The organism is Lysinibacillus sp. FSL L8-0312, from assembly GCF_038003285.1.
In the GTDB taxonomy this organism is placed as follows: Bacteria; Bacillota; Bacilli; order Bacillales_A; family Planococcaceae; genus Lysinibacillus; species Lysinibacillus fusiformis_D.
On record NZ_JBBOOV010000001.1, the window covers coordinates 2,445,516 to 2,468,859 of the forward strand.

Genomic DNA, 23,344 nt, shown 5'->3' on the forward strand with positions numbered 1-23,344 from the left:
GTTTCATTTTTATAATAGATAGGCTATACTAAAAAGAGATGTCTTTAGAACATGAGGAGGGTACTTCCATGAAATTATTATTAATCATTGGTGTAACAGTTGCTTTCTTAACAGCTATTTTTACCGCTGGATACGAAGGCGACTACAAAGCAGACAAATAATAGCTCAAGAAAATCACTAAGCATTTTGCAAGGCTTAGTGATTTTCTTTTTTTGTAGAACAATAGAAATACTTGACTTTCATTTGTTTTTAAAATAAACTAACTTACATAAAGTAACTTAATAAAAAAAGATAACTATTTGGAGGTATCCTCTATGCATTTCCATGAAAAACCTAACACATATGTAACGAATGTTGAAATAAAAGTAAGCGATCTCCAACGCTCTTTAACCTTTTATCAAGAAATAATAGGCTTTAAAATTTTACAGCAAGAATCACATAAAGCTACGTTGACTACCGATGGAGAAACTGCTCTTTTAACCATTGTTCAGCCTGAAGCAGTGGAAGAAAAGCGAAGCATGACGACAGGGCTTTATCACTTCGCCTTATTATTGCCAACTCGCCGTGACCTAGCCAATGTCATTACTCATTTTCACGACAAAGGTGTACACCTTGGGGCTTCTGATCACGCTGTCAGTGAAGCACTCTATTTAAATGATCCTGACCATAACGGTATTGAGGTGTATGTGGATCGTGATGAAAGCGAATGGACATGGCATAATGATTACGTGCATATGGTGACAGAACCACTCAATATCCGTTCTATTTTAGAAGAAGGAGATGGAAACTGGAATGGACTTCCTGCTGGTACAGTGATGGGTCATATTCATTTATCTGTCTCCAACTTAGCAGAAGCTGAGCATTTTTATACTAAAGGCTTAGGTTTTGAGATTGTCACACGCTATGGTTCCCAAGCACTATTCATTTCAACAGGTCGTTATCATCATCATATCGGTTTAAACACGTGGCACTCAGAAAATGCTCCAAAGCTTGGCCAAAATCAAGTGGGTTTGAAAACATTCTCCTTGCGACTAGATAACGAAGAACAAGCAGCCACTATGAAAGGAAACCTTCGTGTAATGGGTGCACTAGTCATAGAAATTGCTGGTGGATTCCAAACAGAAGACCCTGCTGGTAATGTTGTGTTATTGAAGTTTTAGTATTAAAAAGGCAGTTCTCACATGCGGAGAACTGCCTTTTTAATGTAAACCTGGATAGCCTTGTTGTCGTAATGCCTCATAAATGACAATGGCAGCCGTATTAGACAAATTGAGTGAACGTATATGATCACTTTGCGGAATACGCAAGCACATATCTCGTCGATCATATGCAAAGTCCTTTGGCAACCCTGTCGTTTCTTTTCCAAACATAAAATAAATATCTCGATCTTGATCACTAAAATCATGCGTCGTAAACGGCTCATCACTATACGTTTCGATTAAATAAACATCTCCATTTTTAGAATGCTCTATAAAATCATCCAGTGAATCATGATAGACAATATTCACACTATGCCAATAATCTAAGCCTGCTCGTTTCAACATTTTATCGTCCGTCGAAAAACCTAGTGGACGAATTAAATGTAACGATGTATTCGTACCAGCACAAGTACGAGCAATATTCCCTGTATTAGCTGGAATTTCTGGTTGATATAAAACGATATGCAATGGCATAACGACACACTTCCTTATTCAAAATTTCTTTCAGCAGGCTCTTGAACAGAGCCAGATTTTTTTAGAATGAGTAGCCCCTCGGATAAAATGAGACTCAGTTCTTTTGAGTCGGTTTTCCCTCTCGGTAAGCGGGCCATAGTTCTTTGGGAGCGACTTTTCCACATATTATGAGCAGGCACGGCTCTTTTAGAGCGAACCGACTTCCTTTATGAACGAAACCCCAACCTTTTGGAGCACCCTCCGCTCAAACTAGAGCCGCTTCTCCGACAATTCCAGTGACTGATTTCACCCTCTAATAGAAAGCAAGTAAACCAATTGCCCTGACTCAACTTATTGGAAAAACTGCAACCCTTTATGAATTTCACTGAGTACTTCTTCATCCTGTTCTGTAACTTCCGCTTCATGTAAAGCAGATTGGGCTATTTCTCCACCTATCTTGCCTAAAGCCCATGCAGCTGTGCCACGAATGACAGGACGTTCATCTTTTTGAAGAACATCAATTAAATCTGGTATGGCGGCTTCTTCTTTAAAATGAGCGAGTGCTAAAATGGCATTACGCTGGATAGGCTTTTTCCCACGCCAAGAGCCTGAGACATGACCAAACTTGGCCTTAAATTCTCGATTAGAAATCGTTAAAAGAGGAGTCAATAATGGCTTGGCAAGTTCTGGATCTGGCATAAATTCTTCATGCATCCAATTAATTTTCCCTTTATTTTTAGGACATACTGTCTGGCATGTATCACAGCCATAAAGACGATTGCCGATATGATTTCGGAACTCATCAGGCAGTAATCCCTTTGTTTGGGTCAGAAAGGCAATACAGCGCTGCGCATTCAGTTGTCCTCCTTGGATTAAGGCGCCAGTCGGACAAACATCCAAGCACAATCGACAATCTCCACATTCATCCTCCATTGGCTTATCTGGCGCAAAAGGGATATTTGTGATGAGCTCTCCCAAATACACATAAGAGCCAAATTCAGGCGTTATAATGGAACAATTTTTCCCACTCCAGCCAATGCCTGCACGTTCTGCTACAGCTCGATCTACAAGTGCTCCCGTATCTACCATCGATTCAATTCGCACACCCTCGACGTGTTCCTCAAGCCAAGCAGATAATAACTTCAAACGTTCACGTATTGCTGTATGATAATCGACACCCCATGAAGCTCGACAAAAAATTCCACGCCTTGCACCTTTTTTACCAACTGGTGCATTTTGCATACGCGAAGGATAGGCAACAGCTATCGCTACAATGCTCTCTGCTTCATTTAATAATTGAAGGGGTTCGGTACGTTTTTCAATATTACTTTCTTCAAAACCAGACTGGTAGCCTAGCTCCTGCTGGCGACGCAATCTGTTCTTTAGTTCTGTAAAGGGAGCTGCTGTTGTAAAACCTATTTTATCAACGCCAATGGACATCGCATATGCCACAAAGTCACGTTGTAGGTCATGTATGTTCATTTTATTTCCAACTCCTTACATGGTACAATAATAGAAATAGATAAAGTAGGTGATGTTCATTGGAAATTTCCATTAACCAATCTCTATTAGCACAACATCCCGAGCTAAAAATCGGCATTATTCATTATACCAAAATTGTCGTAGCAGAATCCCCTCAAATGATTAAAGGACGTATGCAATTGTATCAGGAAAATCTCTTTCTAGAAATGCAAGAACAACCCGTGACACAGCGTGAGGGTATCGCAGAATGGAGACAGCTATGGAAAAAGCTTGGTGCTGATCCAAACCGTTACCGTCATTCAGCAGAAAGCCTAATGCGTCGAATTAGTAAGCAAAACTATTTAACACCACTTCATTCAGGTGTTGATTTAAATAATTTCTTTTCTCTCCAATACGAAATGCCAATTGGGCTGTATGATGTCGCTCCAATCAAAGGGTCTGTGGAAATTGCTCTTGGTCATGATGAAATTAGTTACGAAGGTTTAAATGGGCGATTGAATACATTAACAAATATTCTATATAGTCGTGATGAAGTAGGAGCATTTGGCTCACCTTTTGTCGATTCTAAACGCACAGCTGTTACAGAGGAAACGACTGAGGCATTACATATATTTTATCTCCGACCATCGTTAACAACTGAAGCAGCAAACGAACTTCTTGCGTCAGCAGGAAAAATGTTTAATCAAATCCATGGCGGTCATTATCAAACCGCACTTTTGTCAAATAATGCGCCATCTACAACACTATAAAAAGGACGTGTTTTCATGATTAATCTTGCAGAAGCAGTTAAACTAAAAAGTATTTTAGGGAAGAAAACTCAAGAGCTTGTTAGTGAACTACATCGTAGTGCTGTTGTGACAGTAGAAAAAGGACAAGCTCCTAAAACAAGTAATCGTGCTCTCCCCCTTATTGAGGCTGACCTAGCACAAATTCGTCTCGATGCACGTACGCTAGACCGTTTAGTATATGAAGCGAACATTCAAAACTCCGTCGATTTTAAAGGTGAAAAGTTAGCACTAGTAGAAGCCATCGAATTGGCGACACAGCTCCGTGCCGAGGCTGAATTGTGTAAAGAATTTAGTATGCGTGAAAAAGAAAGTGTCCGATTTGGCTATGGTGAAAATGCAATGTTATACGAAATCACTTTGTATGAGCCTGATGCATATCGAGAACGAGCAATTCAACTCGAAAAAGATGCACATAAACTATCCAATCTTATTAATTCAAAAAATTATAGTATACAAATTAACTTTGACGATTCTCGTTATTTCTAATCTCGGGGCGGTGAGACTCCAAACCGAGTTGGATGTGCTGTTTTCAAATTCAGCTTTTGAGCTAACTTGCCTCAAACCAATAACAAGTTACCTGTTACTGTATGACCGATGACTAATGACCAACTATAGGCAAAAGCCATACTCAACCAACTTGATTCCGTTTGAAAACGCCATCCATGGCTCTCCTACATTTATGTATGGAGAGCCTTTTTATGTAGATTCAGCATTTTTTTAAGGACGTAAATGGTGAATTATGGAATATTGATGCCAAGTTTAAATGTCGATGAATTCGAATGTCTAGTTTGCCCCATTCAAGGACAAAATGGAAGTATCTATAGGAAAGGGGTCATACTATGACACAGCAAAATGATTCAACACATGAGCAAGATACAACCTTAACAAATCGACAGGGCCATCCGATTACCAACAATCAAAATTTACGAACAATCAGTAATCGTGGTCCTGCAACACTTGAAAATTATGATTTTCTAGAAAAGATGAGTCACTTTGACCGAGAGAGAGTTCCTGAACGAGTGGTCCATGCTCGTGGTGCTGGTGCACATGGTTATTTTGAAACTTATGGTGTTGTGGGTAATGATCCAATTTCAAAGTATACACGTGCAAAAGTCTTTCAGGATAAAGGGAAGAAAACGCCTGTCTTGGTGCGTTTTTCAACTGTGATACACGGCGGTCACTCCCCTGAAACTTTACGTGATCCACGAGGCTTTGCAGTCAAATTTTATACAGAGGATGGCAACTGGGATTTAGTGGGTAATAATTTAAAAATCTTCTTTATTCGTGATGCCATGAAATTCCCAGACATGATCCATGCTTTTAAGCCAGATCCTATTACTAATATTCAGAGCGTCGAACGTTTCTTTGACTTTTGTGCTAGCTCTCCAGAAACCTTCCATATGGTCACTTTTGTCTACTCACCTTGGGGGATTCCAGCTAATTATCGTATGATGCAAGGCTCTGGGGTCAATACGTATAAATGGGTTAATGATGAAGGGAATGCGGTTCTTGTCAAATATCACTGGGAACCACTACAAGGCATTAAAAATTTAACACAAAAAGAAGCAGAAGAAATCCAACAGAAAAATTTCAATCATGCCACTCAAGATTTATATGATGCCATCGATCGTGGTGAATATCCTGAATGGGAGCTACATGTTCAAATAATGGAGGATGGTCCACATCCTGAGCTTGATTTTGATCCATTGGATGATACAAAGCTTTGGCCAAACGATCAATTCCCATGGTATGCAGTTGGCAAAATGGTATTAAACAAAAATCCTGAGGATTATTTTGCTGAGGTGGAACAGGCCGCATTCGGCACAGGGGTACTGGTTGATGGCTTAGATTTTTCTGATGATAAAATGCTACAAGGTCGTACTTTCTCTTACTCCGATACACAGCGTCATCGTGTAGGGGCTAACTACTTACAGCTACCGATTAATGCGCCTAAAAAGCGTGTTGCTACCAATCAACATGGTGGGCAAATGATGTATAAACGTGATTTAGCACCCGGTCAAAATCCACATATAAATTATGAGCCATCTATGCTCAATGGTTTAAAGGAAGCGACACAAGCTGGGAAAGAACATACACCCTATGTAGAGGGAAATCTTGTTCGTGAATCAATCGATCGTCAAAGCAATACTAAGCAAGCTGGCGAAACTTACCGTAGCTTTGAGCAGTGGGAGCGAAATGAACTTCTTGAAAACTTAATACGCGATTTATCAGTCTGTCACGAGGATATTCAAAATGCAATGATTGCGCTAGCAGAGGAAGCGGATGAAGAATATGGTCGTTTACTCAAAGAAGGTTTGCATAAGGCACGAAAAAACGCCTCCGCTTCTAAACCACTTGGCAATATCGATGGCGATCAAGCACCTCAAGATGCTATCAATAAAGGTCATGATGCCGAGCCATATTAACTAAGTTAAAAATAGGCTGGGACAAACCAATGAAAAACCCGATCTATTTTACGAAACACTCCTTTAGTGTTTTGTAGTAGCTCGGGTTTGCTTTTCGTCTTAAAATTATCTGGCTTTCATAATAGCCAAATTAATTATGTATAAGCCTCTTTTTGCATTATTGCTCATAAGCCTTATACCAATGATAGGGTTGAATTTCTTTTAATAACTTAAATACTAATTCACCATTTGCATTCGTAATCGCAGCTTTCACATTCTCTCCTCAATAGAAAAGTCTTTCCTGACAGACCCCGCATGGTGTAAGTTCTGATTTTTCACTTTCTCGAGCAACACAAATTGAATGTGTAACCTTTGTATTGAATTGATGGGCCTCTAGAATGGCTCCCGTTCCCATACATAATTCAGTAGCTGGCATTCATGACCTCTGGTGCGATACTTGTTAAAATCCGCCCATCTTCAGTATACAAAGTTGCAGCTCCTCCCCAGCCAGAGGGATATCCTTTTTCTGCTAATGCTACTGCCGATTCATATAGTGTTTTTTCAATATCCATCCTACATCATTTATGTACGCCAGGTAATATTTTCAATACCTTTTCCTCGGCGTCTAAAATAGCATCCACTCCTAGTGGAATGGCAATATTCGTCGTTTCATGCCCAATCTTAAAGCCAGCCACAACCGGAATGCCCAATTCAGCAAAATACTCCTTCATCAACAGATGCAATGCCGCTTCATCAGCTCCTGTCTGTGTAAATGAGCCAATGATTACACCTGCTAACTGTTCTAACTTCCTAGCCTGTTTTAATTGCTGAAGCATCGAATCAATTCCCGGAATCGTTTCACCTAGTTCTTCTATCAATAAAATTCGACCTTCAGTACGCACTTCAAATTTAGTTCCTAATGTGCTGACAAGACGATAGAGATTGCCTCCGATAATTTCACCTCTTGCAACACCCCCAGCAATTGTTGTTAAAGGAGAAATCGCCTCTGTATACTGAATTTCCATAGGGGAAAATAATTGTAAAAACATTTTCTTTGATAAGTCATCCATCTTACTAGCTGCCATAAGCAGAGGGCCATGAAATGTCACTAGGTTGGCATATTCATTGATGGCACAATGTAAATATGTCAGATCTGAAAAGCCCCAAAAAATTTTAGGGTTTTCCTCTAATAAAGTATAATCAACTTTTTCAGCAATTCGTGCAGAGCCATAGCCTCCCTTGGCACAAAAGATCGCTTTCACTTCAGGGTTTTTCACCATTTCATGCAGATCAGCTAACCTGGTCTCGTCATCTCCAGCTAAATAATCATGTTTAGCATGAATCGTATCACCTACAATATAGCGAAGCCCCAATTCGTCCAAAAAAGCTAATGCATCTCCTAGCTTTTCAGGCTCTACAAGACTTGAAAGGGCAATAACACCAACTAAATCACCTTTTTGTAGATATGGTACTGTACTTTTCAACGCAATCACTCCTCTTTTCCTTATTTTAGCATAGCCATACTATGGGAGCATTGATTATTGCGATGCTTCATGCCTAAAATAAACCATAATATTAGAAGTTATCGCTTTATGATAATCTCGCCATAGAGCTTACCTTCCAGACACACTATCTAGCACAAACTTTATTCATTGGAAATAGACAGCAACGATTGCTGGTATTTTTGCTTCTATCGTTGCTTTTTTGCTGGAATAACAGTGTCATACTGTTTGGTGCGGACAAGGTGAATATTTATTTTTTTCGATGAAAATTATCCTACCGGAAAAACAAATAAGCAAAGACTTCCACTATAAGAAGTCCTTGCTTATTCTTGTTAGTTTGTTCCACCATAAATAATCGTAACATTAGGATGGTTTAATAATTGACTTGCTGGGAAATCTTCCGTCACATGACCACTCTTCAATTTTTCCATTGCATCCAACTTCTTCTCTCCAAAGGCAATAAGGACGATTTCCTTTGCCTTCATAATGGATTGAATGCCCATCGTAATCGCATGTGTGGGCACTTCAGAAGGGTCATCAAAGTAAATAGCGTTTTCTGTTCTTGTGGACTCTGTTAACTTAACTATATTAGTCATAGAATCAAACGAAGTGCCGGGTTCGTTAAAACCTATGTGACCATTCACACCGATTCCAAGCAGCTGTAGATCAATGCCTCCTGCTTCCTCAATACGTCTATCATATGCAAGACATTCGGTAGCTAAGTCGGCTGCCTTGCCATTTGGCAAATGTATATTTTCTTCTTGTATATCTACAAAATTAAATAAATTCTTATGCATGAAAGTCCAATAGCTTGCTGGGCTTGTTTGCTCAAGACCTACATACTCATCCAAGTTAAAAGTTTGAACATCCTTAAAAGATAGATGACCTGCCTGATGTCTTGCCACTAATTTCTTATACATACCAACAGGTGATCCACCCGTTGCTAACCCTAAAATACTATTAGGTTTCTCTTGTATTTGCTTGGAGAAAATATGAGCTGCAACTTCGCTCATTTCCTCATATGTATTTACTTCTATCCACTTCATAGTAATTACGATACCTACCTTACCCTCAATATTATTAACTAATATGTAAAATATTCCACTTTATAGTAGCTAATATATTAATCTTACTAGTTATTTAGCTATTTTTCTATCATTTCCTCCTTCAGTTTATGCGTGTAATCTTAGACTATTTCGGTTATGTTATTAATAAGGAAGTGAGGCGATTTTATGAATTCTCAGATTCATCACTATTTACAGCATATTCAATTTCAAGGATCTTTAGAGCCAACTATACAACTACTTGGACAACTACAAACGAAACATCTATTGACCATTCCCTATGAAAATTTAGATGTTGCCTTGAACCGTGGTATCTCCTTCGCTATCCCTGATTTATATCAAAAAATAATGGTTGAACGACGTGGTGGCAATTGCTTTGAACTCAATATCTTATTTAGCTGGCTCTTGCGGGAACTTGGATTCTCTGTTACGAATCGATATGCGCAGTTTTGGCGTAACGTGGCAGAAGATACACCTACAGAGGAGATTCCTATGCACCAGCTTTTATTAATAAATGAGGGTGGACAGACCTATATCTCAGATGTAGGAGTAGGTGCTTTAGCACCCTGTAAGCCAGTACCATTGATTGCAGGACATCAACATCGTGAAGGCCAAGAGTTATATAAAATAGAACGAGATGAAGCAAATGGTTGGATGCTGTTTGAACAAACAAAACAAAATTGGCGTTTGCTTTATAGTTTTCATGATGATGCAAATGAGGCAAAATTTGCACCTCGACTCTCGCAGCAAAAAAATAAAATTGCTATGATTCGCACTACTCGTGGACGTCATACCATGATGAACAACGAATTTAGAATCTATGAAGGTTCATCCTTAACAATTTATACTACACACAATGACAAAGAATGGCTGCAAGCTCTTCAGCGTTTTTTTCATATTACATTACAAAACTAACAACAAAGCAAGCCCACTTCAAAAAGAGGCTTGCTTTCAATTTATTTCATTGTACGATTTAATAACTCTAACACAACAATGTCATTGTGTAGCTCTTTCACTAAACCAATTCCATCTACAAAATAATAAGTTTTCACCACATCACTATAGATGGATCTTTCCTCAAGTATCACGACACCTGTATATTGAACCTCACCAGCTCGCACAGTACCGTTAGTCGTTTTAACTGTCACTCGTACACCAGACGTCACTCCCTCGTCATCCTCATGTAAAATGACACCTATTCTAAGTGGTAGTTCCAAATACAAATCATAATGTGTGGTAGCATCACTAGCAATAGCTTGACCATATATACGGTCATGTCCATATAACAGTTCATTAGGAAATGTTTGTGCTGTACTTACATTTTGGACTGTCCATACATCATTTTTACCGTCATGATGGTCATATTGATAGTTTAACGTATAGCGTTGATTATCACTTAAAGAATAATGAGCATACGTATAAACAAAAGCAGGATCTTTTAGCAAATCAGGCTTAGTCAGAGTCATCGCTCGTGCCAAAAATGCTGAAAAGTGAGCACGTGTAACAGGCTCATTTGGTTTAAATGCTCCATCCTCATAACCTCTTATTAAATGATTATGAGCCAATGTTAAAATCTCTTTATAGCCTGGTGTCTGCTCCGTTACATCCGAAAAATAATAAGGATCTGAGCCCTTTAATTGAAAGGCTCTGTGCAGTACAATAGCCATTTGTCCTCTTGTAATCATTGCATCTGGATGGAATTTATCGACTGCATTAAAAATGCCCGCATTTTGTACCGCAGCAATTTCTTTATAATACTTATGTGCAGTCGTTACATCCTGAAAATTAGGATTTTTTATATTGATTGTATTTAATCCTAGAGCACGAGTTAACATCACAGCAACCTGTGCTTTCGTAACTTTTTCGTTCGGCTTGAACAGAGTATTTGAATAACCCCTCACAATATCCTGCTCTACTAAATAATCAATTTCTGTTGATAATGTCTCATCAGTTAAATCTTTAAAGCTTGCTGCCCGTACTTCCTTAGGTAATAGACAAACAGTTATCAGGATTAAACATATAATTTTCAATAGGTTCTTCACATTATCCCTCCTCCTTCGATTCTTTACCCATCTAAGTCAATTTTTACTCTTCATATGAAAATACCACAACCATAAAAGATATGATTGTGGTATTTCCAATTAGTACATAGCATTTGGTAACACAAGCCCATCGCTCATTTTAATAATACGATCAGCATAGGCGAGCATTTCTTCATCATGTGTCACCATTAATGTTGTAATCTTTAATGTTTTCGTTAATTCTCTTAGCAACAGCATAATTTCTTTAGAACGCTGGGAGTCTAAACTAGCTGTTGGTTCATCAGCAAACAATACTTTTGGTTGATGAATGATGGCACGTGCGATTGCTACACGCTGCTTTTCTCCACCTGATAAGGAGGAAGGATAAGCCGTTTTACGATGAGCCATTCCAATTAATTGTAGTAGATGATTCACTTCATGCTGCTGTTCGTACTTCTTTAACCGAGACTCAGCAACATCTAGCATTAACAGCAGCTGCTCCTCCACTGTCAGAAATGGTACGAGATGCGCAAACTGAAAGACAAAGCCAAATTTACTTGCACGTAATTTCCGTACCTGCTCAGTGCTCATCGTTGTAAGATTTTGTTCTTCGAAAAACACTTGCCCATCTGTTGCTGGCTGTAGTCCCGCAGCTATCGTTAACAGTGTACTTTTCCCTGAACCAGACGCACCTACCAATGCAGTAATCTCCCCCTCTTTTAACGAAAGATTGATACCTTTTAAAATTTCCTCCTCCACTTCACCATTTTTAAACGTTTTTCGCACTTCATCAATTGTAAACAATGTCATGATTATCCCTCCCCTTGTTGTATGGCTTGTAACGGTTCAATTTTTTTAATTTGTAGACCCGACAATGTAGCTCCGATAAAGCCAATGATAAGAAACACTATGGATAACTGTGTTGTAGTGCCAATTGCTAAGGTGAAGGGCATTCCCTTAGGTGCAACAACATGAAATAACTGGCTAAGGCTAATGGATATGACAAGTGAGATCATTGTAATAATAGCCATCTGTGTCCAGATCATTTTAAACAACTTACTTGTTTTTAAACCAATTGCTTTTAAGATGCCATACAAACCAATTTTTTGCACATTCATCATATAGAAGAAAATGGCGAATAACATGCCACTAATGACAACTAAGAACCATATAATCATATTTAAAGATAGCTGTTCCGCACTATAGCTGGGAATTGTATTGAGAAATTCTTTATTGTTGTATGCTTGTAGCCCTTTAAACTCTTTTGGCTCGCTATTTGGTACATAAATTAACTGTTTGTCCTTTACACGATACATCTCGTGATAGGCCTCTTCACTAATGTAAGCGACAGGTGCGTGGCTATATTTCTTTTGCTCCACAAAGCCTTTAACGATGAACTCACCATTGTATTGATTATTCTTTAATGTATCTCCGACTTTGATTCCTTTATCCTGTAACGAGCTATCTAACAGTACCTCCCCTTGATGCACATTTTGAAACAATCTGGACTCGGTAGATGTAACAAAGGCAACACTCTGCTGTTTATCGTCTTGATCATTTAAAAAGCCCATTTGAATCGAAAAAGCTACTGCTTCTTTCTCTTTCCCCATGACTTCCTGTTGAAGGTCGCTATCAATTCTCGAAAGATTAAACGCCCCCTCTGCATCTTCAGCCATGTAAATTTGTCCTTTCGGTAAATCTTTAATTAAAGCTGCATTATCCTGCGATAGACCATTTGCCAAACCCGAAATAATAAACGTTAAAAAACTAACTAGGAAGATAATGGAGCCCAAGATTAAAAACCGTACTTTATTCTTCTTTATCTCTTTCCACGCAAGGTTCATTACTAACCCCTCCATTTCTTTGATTACTCATAGCTTAAAATGTTTACATGAACAGAGCATGAACTAATCATTAAAAATGACCGGGAAAATAAAAAACCGATCTATAAAGGAAGTTTTTATCCTATAGAACGGTTTAAAATATTTTTAATTTAAAAAAATTCATATAATCCATTTTTAAAGTAATTGTATTCATTTTGGTCTATTAACTTAACGCCGTACCCTTCATAGAATATCTGTTCGTCTTGTTCTGTTTCAAATACATGTGGTTTAGGGCGTACCGCCAGAGCAACATCATATCGTGGATCACCTAATGCTCCAGCACTCCAATCGATAACTCCTGAAATTTTTCTATTCTGTACAAGAACATTGTCAATTGTGAAATCACCGTGTATAAATGTTTGCTGAATGATTTTTGGTTTTTTCCTTTTCAATTTATCTAATAATTTTGGAGTGCCATCTACTTTAAAATTTTTCAAATTAAACTCAGCTTGTCCCAACATATCGTCTATCCATGGTGTGTCTTTTACTAACTCTTGTGGACATCGGGTTGAATGAATGGCAGAAAGGATCTTCCCAAAGTTAAATATTATTTCATGTCTGTTTTCCTCTTTAATCTCATTTTCTAGTGCACTTCTAACGGTGTCGCCTTCTAAATATGCCATTAAAGCCCATGACTGATTTTCTAATGGTTGTTCAATAAAATAATGCAACGTTGGAACTGGTAATGTAGATTTTGATAAATGTTTAAGGACAGTTGCTTCTTTCGTTAACCAGGAACAAAATTGTGTTCCTTTTGTTCTTTTTAAAACGAATATTCCTCTTTTAGAATTAAGAATTCCTACATCCGATGTATGTCCTTGTCTTGGAAAATAAATATGGATAACTCCTCCAACATACTCAATTATGTCTTTAGGTATTTCATTTCGTTGTATGGGATGCAAAATTTTCACCACCAATGCTACTTATTTTAATCAGCCTTTCTTTTTCCTCTAGTTTGATAAAGAACAGGATCTATATTACTCCACACATAAATTAATAAGTCTAAGTCTTGATTTCCTATATTAATCTTTTCCGTTTTTTCTAATCTAGCACCCAATCTCTTATAAAAACGCTTCGACTGATTATCCTCTAAAACCTCAACAAATATTTTTTCATAGCCTAATGCTTTCAACTTAGTAAACAATTTATTGACTAGTTTACTGCCTATTCCTTGACCCTGAAATTGATCTAAAATGTAGATGGATGTTAAATCCCCAGACCCTTCAATTTCATTTTCAGCTCTCTTACCACCATCAGTAAATCCAATAATTTCCCCATTATTGTTTTCTGCAACAAAGACATAATGATCAACTTTAGAGATGTTCCTTACCCATAATTCTGTTCTTTGCTCATAAGACAATTTTTCTAAATACTCGGTAGGAAGAATATTTTTATAAGTATTCTTCCAACTATCTACATGAACTTTTGCTATGCCTTTAGCATCCGACAATTTTGCTTCCCTTATAATCATGTTCCACACCTACCTTCGTATTTACTGTTTATTCAATATGTATGTATTTATATCCTCTTTTGGCATAAAAAATTTTAATCATTCACGCGAGGTTTAGAATGCAATATTATTATTGATGACAAATAAAAAAACGCTTCTTACACTAAGTAAGAAACGTTTCTATAGACAGTTTTAACATACTGTCTAGGATACCGGTGGTCGGGGTCGAACCGACACTCCAAAGGAACACGATTTTGAGTCGTGCGCGTCTGCCAATTCCGCCACACCGGCATAATGGAGATAAAAAAAATCGGATACACCGATTAGAGTTAAAATATGGAGGCGGCAACCGGATTTGAACCGGTGATAAAGGTGTTGCAGACCTGTGCCTTACCACTTGGCTATGCCGCCATCGAAGTTGGAGCGGAAGACGAGGTTCGAACTCGCGACCCCCACCTTGGCAAGGTGGTGTTCTACCACTGAACTACTTCCGCAAAATGGCTGGGGTACCTGGATTCGAACCAGGGCATGACGGAATCAAAATCCGTTGCCTTACCGCTTGGCTATACCCCAAAAGATAATTATATAAATGGGGCGACTGATGGGAATCGAACCCACGAGTGCCGGAACCACAATCCGGTGCGTTAACCACTTCGCCACAATCGCCATTATATTATAATTTTTATTAATTTTACTTTAAATGGGGCGACTGATGGGAATCGAACCCACGAATGCCGGAACCACAATCCGGTGCGTTAACCACTTCGCCACAATCGCCATAAAATTAATTGGCAGGGGCAGTAGGAATCGAACCCACACCAAAGGTTTTGGAGACCTCTATTCTACCGTTGAACTATGCCCCTATAATAATAAAACTGGTGGAGGGGGACGGATTCGAACCGCCGAACCCTAAGGAGCGGATTTACAGTCCGCCGCGTTTAGCCACTTCGCTACCCCTCCGGGAATACATGGTGCCGGCGATAGGAGTCGAACCCACGACCTACTGATTACAAGTCAGTTGCTCTACCAACTGAGCTACACCGGCAAAAAAACATGATGGGTCAGGACGGAATCGAACCGCCGACACTTAGAGCTTCAATCTAATGCTCTACCAACTGAGCTACTGACCCTTGTTATTAAAATAAATGGCGGTCCCGACCGGGATCGAACCGGCGATCTCCTGCGTGACAGGCAGGCATGTTAACCGCTACACCACGGGACCATTTGGTTGCGGGGGCCGGATTTGAACCAACGACCTTCGGGTTATGAGCCCGACGAGCTACCACTGCTCCACCCCGCGATAATCATATACTATTGTAAAAATAATGGTGGAGGATGACGGGCTCGAACCGCCGACCCTCTGCTTGTAAGGCAGATGCTCTCCCAGCTGAGCTAATCCTCCATCTGGGTATTTAAATGGTGACCCCTACGGGATTCGAACCCGTGTTACCGCCGTGAAAGGGCGGTGTCTTAACCACTTGACCAAGGGGCCAACTTTTGGAATAAATCAAAGTGCTGGCGGAGAGTAAGGGATTTGAACCCTTGAGACAGTGTTAACCGCCTACACGATTTCCAATCGTGCTCCTTCGGCCACTCGGACAACTCTCCAAGAATGGCTCCGAAGGCAGGACTCGAACCTGCGACAACCTGATTAACAGTCAGGTGCTACTACCAACTGAGCTACTTCGGAATAATTTTAGTATATAGCCTAGCGACGTCCTACTCTCACAGGGGGAAACCCCCAACTACCATCGGCGCTAAAGAGCTTAACTTCCGTGTTCGGTATGGGAACGGGTGTGACCTCTTTGCCATCATCACTAGACTATTTGAAAGACAATACTTATTATAACATATTTTATCAAAATTACAAGTATATTATAATATTTTTTATTCTTTCAAAACTGGATAAACGTACATTGAATGGTTCAAACGTTTTGGTTAAGTCCTCGATCGATTAGTATTCGTCAGCTCCATGTGTCACCACACTTCCACCTCGAACCTATCTACCTCATCGTCTTTGAGGGATCTTACTTACTTGCGTAATGGGAAATCTCATCTTGAGGGGGGCTTCATGCTTAGATGCTTTCAGCACTTATCCCGTCCACACATAGCTACCCAGCGATGCCTTTGGCAAGACAACTGGTACACCAGCGGTGTGTCCATCCCGGTCCTCTCGTACTAAGGACAGCTCCTCTCAAATTTCCTACGCCCACGACGGATAGGGACCGAACTGTCTCACGACGTTCTGAACCCAGCTCGCGTACCGCTTTAATGGGCGAACAGCCCAACCCTTGGGACCGACTACAGCCCCAGGATGCGATGAGCCGACATCGAGGTGCCAAACCTCCCCGTCGATGTGGACTCTTGGGGGAGATAAGCCTGTTATCCCCGGGGTAGCTTTTATCCGTTGAGCGATGGCCCTTCCATGCGGAACCACCGGATCACTAAGCCCGTCTTTCGACCCTGCTCGACTTGTAGGTCTCGCAGTCAAGCTCCCTTGTGCCTTTACACTCTACGAATGATTTCCAACCATTCTGAGGGAACCTTTGGGCGCCTCCGTTACCTTTTAGGAGGCGACCGCCCCAGTCAAACTGTCCGCCTGACACTGTCTCCTGCCCCGCTAAGGGGCATGGGTTAGAATTTCAATACAACCAGGGTAGTATCCCACCGACGCCTCCTTCGAAGCTGGCGCTCCGAGATCTCTGGCTCCTACCTATCCTGTACAAGTTGTACCAAAATTCAATATCAGGCTACAGTAAAGCTCCACGGGGTCTTTCCGTCCTGTCGCGGGTAACCTGCATCTTCACAGGTACTATAATTTCACCGAGTCTCTCGTTGAGACAGTGCCCAGATCGTTACGCCTTTCGTGCGGGTCGGAACTTACCCGACAAGGAATTTCGCTACCTTAGGACCGTTATAGTTACGGCCGCCGTTTACTGGGGCTTCAATTCGCAGCTTCGCTTGCGCTAACCACTCCTCTTAACCTTCCAGCACCGGGCAGGCGTCAGCCCCTATACGTCACCTTACGGTTTTGCAGAGACCTGTGTTTTTGCTAAACAGTCGCCTGGGCCTATTCACTGCGGCTCTCATGCGCTTGCACGCTCAAGAGCACCCCTTCTCCCGAAGTTACGGGGTCATTTTGCCGAGTTCCTTAACGAGAGTTCTCTCGCACACCTTAGGATTCTCTCCTCGACTACCTGTGTCGGTTTGCGGTACGGGCACCTCTCACCTCGATAGAGGCTTTTCTTGGCAGTGTGAAATCAGGAACTTCGTCCATACGGACTCGCCATCACAGCTCAACGTTACAGTGTGCGGATTTGCCTACACACACGCCTTACTGCTTGGACGCGCATAACCAACAGCGCGCTTACCCTATCCTACTGCGTCCCCCCATTTCTCAAACGGTGAGGAGGTGGTACAGGAATATCAACCTGTTGTCCATCGCCTACGCCTATCGGCCTCGGCTTAGGTCCCGACTAACCCTGAGCGGACGAGCCTTCCTCAGGAAACCTTAGTCATACGGTGGACGGGATTCTCACCCGTCTTTCGCTACTCATACCGGCATTCTCACTTCTAAGCGCTCCACCAGTCCTTCCGGTCTGACTTCAACGCACTTAGAACGCTCTCCTACCACTGACATCGTAGATGTCAATCCACAGCTTCGGTGAATCGTTTAGCCCCGATACATTTTCGGCGCAGCGTCACTCGACCAGTGAGCTATTACGCACTCTTTAAATGATGGCTGCTTCTAAGCCAACATCCTGGTTGTCTGTGCAACGCCACATCCTTTTCCACTTAACGATTACTTTGGGACCTTAGCTGGTGGTCTGGGCTGTTTCCCTTTTGACTACGGATCTTATCACTCGCAGTCTGACTCCCGTGTATAAATATCTGGCATTCGGAGTTTGTCTGAATTCGGTAAACCGGGATGGCCCCCTAGTCCAAACAGTGCTCTACCTCCAGTATTCTCATCACGAGGCTAGCCCTAAAGCTATTTCGGAGAGAACCAGCTATCTCCAAGTTCGATTGGAATTTCTCCGCTACCCACACCTCATCCCCGCACTTTTCAACGTGCGTGGGTTCGGGCCTCCAGTAAGTGTTACCTTACCTTCACCCTGGACATGGGTAGATCACCTGGTTTCGGGTCTACGACCACGTACTATTTCGCCCTATTCAGACTCGCTTTCGCTGCGGCTCCGCCTTCTAAAGCTTAACCTCGCACGTAATCGTAACTCGCCGGTTCATTCTACAAAAGGCACGCTATCACCCATTAACGGGCTCTAACTACTTGTAGGCACACGGTTTCAGGATCTCTTTCACTCCCCTTCCGGGGTGCTTTTCACCTTTCCCTCACGGTACTGGTTCACTATCGGTCACTAGGTAGTATTTAGCCTTGGGAGATGGTCCTCCCGGATTCCGACGGAATTTCACGTGTTCCGCCGTACTCAGGATCCACTCAGGAGAGAACGAACTTTCGACTACAGGGCTTTTACCTGCTCTGGCGGACCTTTCCAAGTCGCTTCATCTAACTCGCTCTTTTGTAACTCCGTATTGAGTGTCCTACAACCCCAAGAGGCAAGCCTCTTGGTTTGGGCTCTTCCCGTTTCGCTCGCCGCTACTCAGGGAATCGATTTTTCTTTCTCTTCCTCCAGGTACTTAGATGTTTCAGTTCCCTGGGTCTGCCTTCAAGACGCTATGTATTCACGTCAAGATACTACGCGATTAAACGTAGTGGGTTCCCCCATTCGGAAATCTCCGGATCAAAGCTCACTTACAGCTCCCCGAAGCATATCGGTGTTAGTGCCGTCCTTCTTCGGCTCCTAGTGCCAAGGCATTCGCCGTGCGCCCTTAATAACTTAACCTAACGGCTTTCAATACACATCACATTTCGTTGTCAGCTTCACTCGTTCAATCAGTCACGTACTCAAGTACGCTCCTTCATTCACTCGATTGCTTCCTAGAACTGCTCGTGTCTTGAAACCCTTTTAATGTTATTAAGCCTATAAAAAACTTAAAAAAAATAAATGTGTTTGTTACAATTTCAATGTCGTTTTATCCAGTTTTCAAAGAACAAAGCTACTGCCTGCTTCTACATCTCGCAGCTTTGCGACGAAAGCGTAGCGACAGGAGCACATAATTAGAAGTAATTCATTCAGAAGAATGAACCTTCAAAACTGAACGCAAAACGTAATCTTACAAACCCTAGGTTTGTATTCCGAAAATATCCTTAGAAAGGAGGTGATCCAGCCGCACCTTCCGATACGGCTACCTTGTTACGACTTCACCCCAATCATCTATCCCACCTTCGGCGGCTGGCTCCAAAAGGTTACCTCACCGACTTCGGGTGTTACAAACTCTCGTGGTGTGACGGGCGGTGTGTACAAGGCCCGGGAACGTATTCACCGCGGCATGCTGATCCGCGATTACTAGCGATTCCGGCTTCATGTAGGCGAGTTGCAGCCTACAATCCGAACTGAGAACGACTTTATCGGATTAGCTCCCTCTCGCGAGTTGGCAACCGTTTGTATCGTCCATTGTAGCACGTGTGTAGCCCAGGTCATAAGGGGCATGATGATTTGACGTCATCCCCACCTTCCTCCGGTTTGTCACCGGCAGTCACCTTAGAGTGCCCAACTAAATGATGGCAACTAAGATCAAGGGTTGCGCTCGTTGCGGGACTTAACCCAACATCTCACGACACGAGCTGACGACAACCATGCACCACCTGTCACCGTTGCCCCCGAAGGGGAAACTATATCTCTACAGTGGTCAACGGGATGTCAAGACCTGGTAAGGTTCTTCGCGTTGCTTCGAATTAAACCACATGCTCCACCGCTTGTGCGGGCCCCCGTCAATTCCTTTGAGTTTCAGTCTTGCGACCGTACTCCCCAGGCGGAGTGCTTAATGCGTTAGCTGCAGCACTAAGGGGCGGAAACCCCCTAACACTTAGCACTCATCGTTTACGGCGTGGACTACCAGGGTATCTAATCCTGTTTGCTCCCCACGCTTTCGCGCCTCAGTGTCAGTTACAGACCAGATAGTCGCCTTCGCCACTGGTGTTCCTCCAAATCTCTACGCATTTCACCGCTACACTTGGAATTCCACTATCCTCTTCTGCACTCAAGTCTCCCAGTTTCCAATGACCCTCCACGGTTGAGCCGTGGGCTTTCACATCAGACTTAAGAAACCACCTGCGCGCGCTTTACGCCCAATAATTCCGGACAACGCTTGCCACCTACGTATTACCGCGGCTGCTGGCACGTAGTTAGCCGTGGCTTTCTAATAAGGTACCGTCAAGGTACAGCCAGTTACTACTGTACTTGTTCTTCCCTTACAACAGAGTTTTACGAACCGAAATCCTTCTTCACTCACGCGGCGTTGCTCCATCAGGCTTTCGCCCATTGTGGAAGATTCCCTACTGCTGCCTCCCGTAGGAGTCTGGGCCGTGTCTCAGTCCCAGTGTGGCCGATCACCCTCTCAGGTCGGCTACGCATCGTCGCCTTGGTGAGCCGTTACCTCACCAACTAGCTAATGCGCCGCGGGCCCATCCTATAGCGACAGCCGAAACCGTCTTTCAGTGTTTCACCATGAGGTGAAACAGATTATTCGGTATTAGCCCCGGTTTCCCGGAGTTATCCCAAACTATAAGGTAGGTTGCCCACGTGTTACTCACCCGTCCGCCGCTAACGTCGAAGGAGCAAGCTCCTTCTCTGTTCGCTCGACTTGCATGTATTAGGCACGCCGCCAGCGTTCGTCCTGAGCCAGGATCAAACTCTCCATAAAAGAAATTTGAATAGCTCAAATTGTTTTGCTGGCATCATTTTGATGTCCAAAATTTTGTTTTGTTCATTAACCGAAGTTAGTTACTAAAAACTTTATTGATTACGTTTTGCTTGTTCAGTTTTCAAGGTTCATTATTCGAGTCGTTTTTCAGCAACTTCTTAATATTAACATCTCGCTCAAATCATGTCAACTACTTTTTTGAAAAAGTTTTTTATGTTTTTCATCGAGCATTTCGTTATGTCTTAGCGACAATTAATATAATACAATACCAAGATATCATTCGTCAACTACTTTTCTAAAAAAATATCGAGGTATTTTTAAATACCTCGATTACAAGCATACTACAGTCATTGCCCCATTTCTAGTGCCTCTTTATTGACCTTGTAATGACGGTGAAATATCATCTCATTTTTTGCAGCAATTGGTTCTATTTGAATATAGCCTTTATCCACTAAATATTCGACAAACACTTCTAAATCTACTGAGTAATTCATGAGCTCATGATGGTCATGCAATTCCTGAATCGTCCACATGTCTTTCGTTTGCATAACTTCTAATATATGCTGTGCACCATCACGTGTACGAGAATGAATTAAAAACTCACTTGCTAAAAACAATAATTCTAAGCGCTTTTCTATTGGCTCATTACTCGTCACTAGCTCTTCATACAGCTTGTAGATAGCAGGCTCTATTTTTTTCACTTGTGCCCAAACAGTAACTTCAGGGTATAGTCCGCTATCTATAATAGAAAGACGACCCAAATGATGTAATGAATCGACTACGTGATTATAAGCATCCAAGTAACTTCCTTTATCGAAGTATTCTTTCCCCTCCAGATATCTGCGAATTAACTTTGAGAATTGGATGCCTGTTTTAATTTTACGACCGCTATACGGGAATTCTTGCAATTCTATTTTTAATTTATGCAAAAATTCATTACGATCAAATAACACCCTTCCAAAGAAAATCCAATCGACTACCTTCTTATTAGAACCGATGAGCAACCATTTTCGTATTAACTTCTCTGTAACTGTATGTAGAGCTACTTTATTTCCTTCATATAAGTAATGTTTCGAAAAGACTGGCTGCTCTGCTTCTTTTACGATAATTAATAAAACTGTATCAAATGTATCTGTAACGTTACTATGTTCCTCACGCTTCTCCACTAAAATTACGCCTAATGTATTCGACTGACTCGCACGTTCTTGGTAGATTGGACGCAATACCTGCTCCATGTTCAGCCCCCCTTTATTCATATAGGTTCTCTTGTTCCGTTAAAAATTCGACATACTCTAAAAGTATTCCTTCTTTCATTCATCTCAAAGCTAAAATACTTCGCCCTTATATGTTATAGTAGATTTTAGATTGGGAGGCAAGATGAAATATGAAACCTTACAAAAGTAAAATTAATAAAATTCGTTCATTCGCATTAGCACTAATCTTCTTCGGTTTTATTGTCATGTACGGAGGAATTTTCTTTAAAAATAGCCCGATATTAGTTTTAATTTTCATGTCATTAGGTGTTTTATGTATTATCGGTAGCACAGTCGTATATGCTTGGATCGGGTTGCTTTCAACAAGAGCTATTCAAGTGGAATGTCCTAATTGTCATAAACATACAAAGGTTTTAGGGCGTGTTGATATGTGCATGTACTGTAATGAACCACTAACGCTTGATCCAACTTTAGAAGGTAAAGAGTTCGATCAATCCTATAATAATAAAACAAAAAAATCCTAGCCCTTGTAAGAGCTAGGATTTTTATTGTACTTTAGCAGTAGCAACTTTACATGATGGACAAGTGCCGTATATCTCTAAACGATGCGAGTGCACATCAAAACCAGTTACCTGTGATGCAAAATGCTCTATTTCGTCGAGTCCTGGATAATGGAAATCGACGATCTTACCACAGCATTCACAAATCATATGGTAATGGTCATTTGTCACGAAATCAAAGCGACTTGAAGCATCTCCATAAGTCAGTTCTTTCACAAGACCCACTTCACGAAATACGCGCAGGTTGTTATAGACAGTCGCTACACTCATATTAGGGAACTTTCCCTCAAGTGCTTTATAAATTTCATCGGCAGTAGGATGTGCCATTGATTGAATAAGATATTCCAAAATAGCATGACGCTGAGGAGTAATACGAACACCAGTTGTTTTTAACGTGTCCAGTGCATCCTGTAAATGCGTTGCAGACATCGTCATGCACCTCTTCCATAAGTATTATTAATTTATAATTGTTATAAATAGTGTATCCAATTCGCACTACTTCGTCAACAATCACACATTGCTTATTCTCAATAAATCAAT

The 23,344-nt window shown here is 41.3% G+C and carries 17 protein-coding genes, 16 tRNA genes, 3 rRNA genes and 1 pseudogene; 6 read left to right on the top strand and 31 right to left on the bottom strand.

Annotation, left to right across the window (positions count from 1 at the left end):
• Nucleotides 1-314 precede the first annotated feature (314 nt).
• A complete protein-coding gene (locus MHI22_RS12355; RefSeq protein WP_340812115.1) occupies nucleotides 315-1,160 on the top strand; it encodes a VOC family protein in 846 nt (281 codons plus the stop codon).
• Between the two features lie 39 nt (nucleotides 1,161-1,199).
• Here MHI22_RS12355 and trmL read toward each other — a convergent pair whose 3' ends face one another.
• A complete protein-coding gene (trmL, locus tag MHI22_RS12360; protein ID WP_058844476.1) occupies nucleotides 1,200-1,673 on the bottom strand; it encodes a tRNA (uridine(34)/cytosine(34)/5-carboxymethylaminomethyluridine(34)-2'-O)-methyltransferase TrmL in 474 nt (157 codons plus the stop codon).
• Nucleotides 1,674-2,003: 330 nt separating this feature from the next.
• A complete protein-coding gene (queG, locus tag MHI22_RS12365; protein ID WP_058844477.1) occupies nucleotides 2,004-3,134 on the bottom strand; it encodes a tRNA epoxyqueuosine(34) reductase QueG in 1,131 nt (376 codons plus the stop codon).
• A gap of 59 nt (nucleotides 3,135-3,193) precedes the next feature.
• Between queG and MHI22_RS12370 the strand changes: the two genes are divergently transcribed.
• The 3 genes from MHI22_RS12370 (at nucleotide 3,194) to MHI22_RS12380 (ending at nucleotide 6,348) form a co-directional block, all read left to right on the top strand.
• On the top strand, nucleotides 3,194-3,883 hold the full coding sequence (locus MHI22_RS12370) for a B3/B4 domain-containing protein (protein WP_340812116.1): 690 nt from the start codon (nucleotides 3,194-3,196) through the stop codon (nucleotides 3,881-3,883).
• A 15-nt stretch (nucleotides 3,884-3,898) separates the two neighbouring features.
• Nucleotides 3,899-4,408 carry a hypothetical protein gene (locus MHI22_RS12375; protein ID WP_058844479.1) on the top strand — a complete coding sequence of 170 codons (510 nt, stop codon included), beginning with the start codon at nucleotides 3,899-3,901 and terminating at the stop codon, nucleotides 4,406-4,408.
• 353 nt (nucleotides 4,409-4,761) lie between these two features.
• On the top strand, nucleotides 4,762-6,348 hold the full coding sequence (locus MHI22_RS12380; protein WP_271910948.1) for a catalase: 1,587 nt from the start codon (nucleotides 4,762-4,764) through the stop codon (nucleotides 6,346-6,348).
• A 157-nt stretch (nucleotides 6,349-6,505) separates the two neighbouring features.
• On the opposite strand, the pseudogene MHI22_RS12385 reads toward MHI22_RS12380, so the two are convergent.
• From MHI22_RS12385 to nagB, 3 genes and pseudogenes are all read right to left on the bottom strand, one after another.
• Nucleotides 6,506-6,899: pseudogene (locus MHI22_RS12385) on the bottom strand (cytidine deaminase).
• Between the two features lie 6 nt (nucleotides 6,900-6,905).
• The gene (locus MHI22_RS12390; protein ID WP_141904876.1) at nucleotides 6,906-7,811 is read right to left on the bottom strand and encodes an LD-carboxypeptidase; all 906 of its coding nucleotides are present in this window, start codon (nucleotides 7,809-7,811) and stop codon (nucleotides 6,906-6,908) included.
• Nucleotides 7,812-8,161: 350 nt separating this feature from the next.
• Nucleotides 8,162-8,875 carry a glucosamine-6-phosphate deaminase gene (gene nagB, locus MHI22_RS12395; RefSeq protein ID WP_340812119.1) on the bottom strand — a complete coding sequence of 238 codons (714 nt, stop codon included), beginning with the start codon at nucleotides 8,873-8,875 and terminating at the stop codon, nucleotides 8,162-8,164.
• A gap of 186 nt (nucleotides 8,876-9,061) precedes the next feature.
• Between nagB and MHI22_RS12400 the strand changes: the two genes are divergently transcribed.
• Nucleotides 9,062-9,808 (top strand): arylamine N-acetyltransferase family protein, encoded by a 747-nt coding sequence (locus MHI22_RS12400; RefSeq protein WP_089934979.1) that lies wholly within the window; start codon nucleotides 9,062-9,064, stop codon nucleotides 9,806-9,808.
• Nucleotides 9,809-9,849: 41 nt separating this feature from the next.
• On the opposite strand, the gene MHI22_RS12405 is transcribed toward MHI22_RS12400, so the two are convergent.
• The 25 genes from MHI22_RS12405 to MHI22_RS12525 all read right to left on the bottom strand — a co-directional run bounded on the left by MHI22_RS12405 (nucleotide 9,850) and on the right by MHI22_RS12525 (nucleotide 22,265).
• A complete protein-coding gene (locus MHI22_RS12405; protein WP_249646139.1) occupies nucleotides 9,850-10,935 on the bottom strand; it encodes an S-layer homology domain-containing protein in 1,086 nt (361 codons plus the stop codon).
• A 99-nt stretch (nucleotides 10,936-11,034) separates the two neighbouring features.
• On the bottom strand, nucleotides 11,035-11,724 hold the full coding sequence (locus tag MHI22_RS12410; protein WP_036119281.1) for an ABC transporter ATP-binding protein: 690 nt from the start codon (nucleotides 11,722-11,724) through the stop codon (nucleotides 11,035-11,037).
• A 2-nt stretch (nucleotides 11,725-11,726) separates the two neighbouring features.
• The gene (locus MHI22_RS12415) at nucleotides 11,727-12,758 is read right to left on the bottom strand and encodes an ABC transporter permease (protein WP_340812122.1); all 1,032 of its coding nucleotides are present in this window, start codon (nucleotides 12,756-12,758) and stop codon (nucleotides 11,727-11,729) included.
• A gap of 149 nt (nucleotides 12,759-12,907) precedes the next feature.
• Entirely contained in the window at nucleotides 12,908-13,711 is an 804-nt protein-coding gene (locus MHI22_RS12420) for a phosphotransferase family protein (protein WP_340812715.1), read from the bottom strand.
• Nucleotides 13,712-13,725: 14 nt separating this feature from the next.
• Nucleotides 13,726-14,268 (bottom strand): GNAT family N-acetyltransferase, encoded by a 543-nt coding sequence (locus tag MHI22_RS12425; protein ID WP_340812124.1) that lies wholly within the window; start codon nucleotides 14,266-14,268, stop codon nucleotides 13,726-13,728.
• A gap of 189 nt (nucleotides 14,269-14,457) precedes the next feature.
• Nucleotides 14,458-14,538, bottom strand: a tRNA-Leu gene (locus MHI22_RS12430).
• Between the two features lie 46 nt (nucleotides 14,539-14,584).
• Nucleotides 14,585-14,658: transfer RNA gene (locus MHI22_RS12435), tRNA-Cys, on the bottom strand.
• A gap of 8 nt (nucleotides 14,659-14,666) precedes the next feature.
• Nucleotides 14,667-14,741 (bottom strand) — tRNA-Gly (locus MHI22_RS12440).
• A 4-nt stretch (nucleotides 14,742-14,745) separates the two neighbouring features.
• Nucleotides 14,746-14,820 (bottom strand) — tRNA-Gln (locus MHI22_RS12445).
• 17 nt (nucleotides 14,821-14,837) lie between these two features.
• Nucleotides 14,838-14,913: transfer RNA gene (locus tag MHI22_RS12450), tRNA-His, on the bottom strand.
• 35 nt (nucleotides 14,914-14,948) lie between these two features.
• Nucleotides 14,949-15,024: transfer RNA gene (locus tag MHI22_RS12455), tRNA-His, on the bottom strand.
• Nucleotides 15,025-15,036: 12 nt separating this feature from the next.
• A tRNA-Trp gene (locus MHI22_RS12460) sits at nucleotides 15,037-15,110 on the bottom strand.
• A gap of 13 nt (nucleotides 15,111-15,123) precedes the next feature.
• Nucleotides 15,124-15,207 (bottom strand) — tRNA-Tyr (locus tag MHI22_RS12465).
• A 9-nt stretch (nucleotides 15,208-15,216) separates the two neighbouring features.
• Nucleotides 15,217-15,292 (bottom strand) — tRNA-Thr (locus MHI22_RS12470).
• Nucleotides 15,293-15,304: 12 nt separating this feature from the next.
• A tRNA-Phe gene (locus MHI22_RS12475) sits at nucleotides 15,305-15,377 on the bottom strand.
• A gap of 16 nt (nucleotides 15,378-15,393) precedes the next feature.
• Nucleotides 15,394-15,469, bottom strand: a tRNA-Asp gene (locus MHI22_RS12480).
• A 3-nt stretch (nucleotides 15,470-15,472) separates the two neighbouring features.
• Nucleotides 15,473-15,547 (bottom strand) — tRNA-Met (locus MHI22_RS12485).
• A gap of 26 nt (nucleotides 15,548-15,573) precedes the next feature.
• Nucleotides 15,574-15,649, bottom strand: a tRNA-Val gene (locus tag MHI22_RS12490).
• Between the two features lie 15 nt (nucleotides 15,650-15,664).
• Nucleotides 15,665-15,739: transfer RNA gene (locus MHI22_RS12495), tRNA-Glu, on the bottom strand.
• A gap of 24 nt (nucleotides 15,740-15,763) precedes the next feature.
• Nucleotides 15,764-15,855, bottom strand: a tRNA-Ser gene (locus MHI22_RS12500).
• A gap of 5 nt (nucleotides 15,856-15,860) precedes the next feature.
• Nucleotides 15,861-15,937, bottom strand: a tRNA-Asn gene (locus MHI22_RS12505).
• A gap of 16 nt (nucleotides 15,938-15,953) precedes the next feature.
• Nucleotides 15,954-16,069, bottom strand: a 5S ribosomal RNA gene (gene rrf, locus MHI22_RS12510).
• A gap of 112 nt (nucleotides 16,070-16,181) precedes the next feature.
• A 23S ribosomal RNA gene (locus tag MHI22_RS12515) occupies nucleotides 16,182-19,109 on the bottom strand.
• Nucleotides 19,110-19,478: 369 nt separating this feature from the next.
• A 16S ribosomal RNA gene (locus MHI22_RS12520) occupies nucleotides 19,479-21,030 on the bottom strand.
• Together the 16S, 23S and 5S rRNA genes with 16 tRNA genes alongside form the textbook arrangement of a ribosomal RNA operon.
• 347 nt (nucleotides 21,031-21,377) lie before the next feature.
• Entirely contained in the window at nucleotides 21,378-22,265 is an 888-nt protein-coding gene (locus MHI22_RS12525; protein WP_036122165.1) for a nucleotidyltransferase-like protein, read from the bottom strand.
• Nucleotides 22,266-22,414: 149 nt separating this feature from the next.
• On the opposite strand from MHI22_RS12525, the gene MHI22_RS12530 reads away from it, so the two are divergent.
• Nucleotides 22,415-22,768 (top strand): YgzB family protein, encoded by a 354-nt coding sequence (locus MHI22_RS12530; protein WP_004230509.1) that lies wholly within the window; start codon nucleotides 22,415-22,417, stop codon nucleotides 22,766-22,768.
• A 21-nt stretch (nucleotides 22,769-22,789) separates the two neighbouring features.
• Here the strand turns inward: MHI22_RS12530 and perR are convergent, their stop codons facing one another.
• Nucleotides 22,790-23,233, bottom strand: coding sequence for a peroxide-responsive transcriptional repressor PerR (perR, locus tag MHI22_RS12535; protein ID WP_004230508.1), 444 nt, complete (start codon nucleotides 23,231-23,233; stop codon nucleotides 22,790-22,792).
• Nucleotides 23,234-23,344 lie beyond the last annotated feature (111 nt).

What these genes read in the sequence shown, in the direction of transcription:
- MHI22_RS12380 (WP_271910948.1), top strand. Translation starts at nt 4,762, where the DNA reads ATGACACAGCAAAATGATTCAACACATGAGCAAGATACAACCTTAACA.
- MHI22_RS12530 (WP_004230509.1), top strand. Translation starts at nt 22,415, where the DNA reads ATGAAACCTTACAAAAGTAAAATTAATAAAATTCGTTCATTCGCATTA.
- MHI22_RS12400 (WP_089934979.1), top strand. Translation starts at nt 9,062, where the DNA reads ATGAATTCTCAGATTCATCACTATTTACAGCATATTCAATTTCAAGGA.
- queG (WP_058844477.1), bottom strand. Translation starts at nt 3,134, where the DNA reads ATGAACATACATGACCTACAACGTGACTTTGTGGCATATGCGATGTCC.
- nagB (WP_340812119.1), bottom strand. Translation starts at nt 8,875, where the DNA reads ATGAAGTGGATAGAAGTAAATACATATGAGGAAATGAGCGAAGTTGCA.
- perR (WP_004230508.1), bottom strand. Translation starts at nt 23,233, where the DNA reads ATGTCTGCAACGCATTTACAGGATGCACTGGACACGTTAAAAACAACT.
- MHI22_RS12355 (WP_340812115.1), top strand. Translation starts at nt 315, where the DNA reads ATGCATTTCCATGAAAAACCTAACACATATGTAACGAATGTTGAAATA.
- MHI22_RS12425 (WP_340812124.1), bottom strand. Translation starts at nt 14,268, where the DNA reads ATGATTATAAGGGAAGCAAAATTGTCGGATGCTAAAGGCATAGCAAAA.
- MHI22_RS12525 (WP_036122165.1), bottom strand. Translation starts at nt 22,265, where the DNA reads ATGGAGCAGGTATTGCGTCCAATCTACCAAGAACGTGCGAGTCAGTCG.
- MHI22_RS12410 (WP_036119281.1), bottom strand. Translation starts at nt 11,724, where the DNA reads ATGACATTGTTTACAATTGATGAAGTGCGAAAAACGTTTAAAAATGGT.
- MHI22_RS12415 (WP_340812122.1), bottom strand. Translation starts at nt 12,758, where the DNA reads ATGAACCTTGCGTGGAAAGAGATAAAGAAGAATAAAGTACGGTTTTTA.
- trmL (WP_058844476.1), bottom strand. Translation starts at nt 1,673, where the DNA reads ATGCCATTGCATATCGTTTTATATCAACCAGAAATTCCAGCTAATACA.
- MHI22_RS12375 (WP_058844479.1), top strand. Translation starts at nt 3,899, where the DNA reads ATGATTAATCTTGCAGAAGCAGTTAAACTAAAAAGTATTTTAGGGAAG.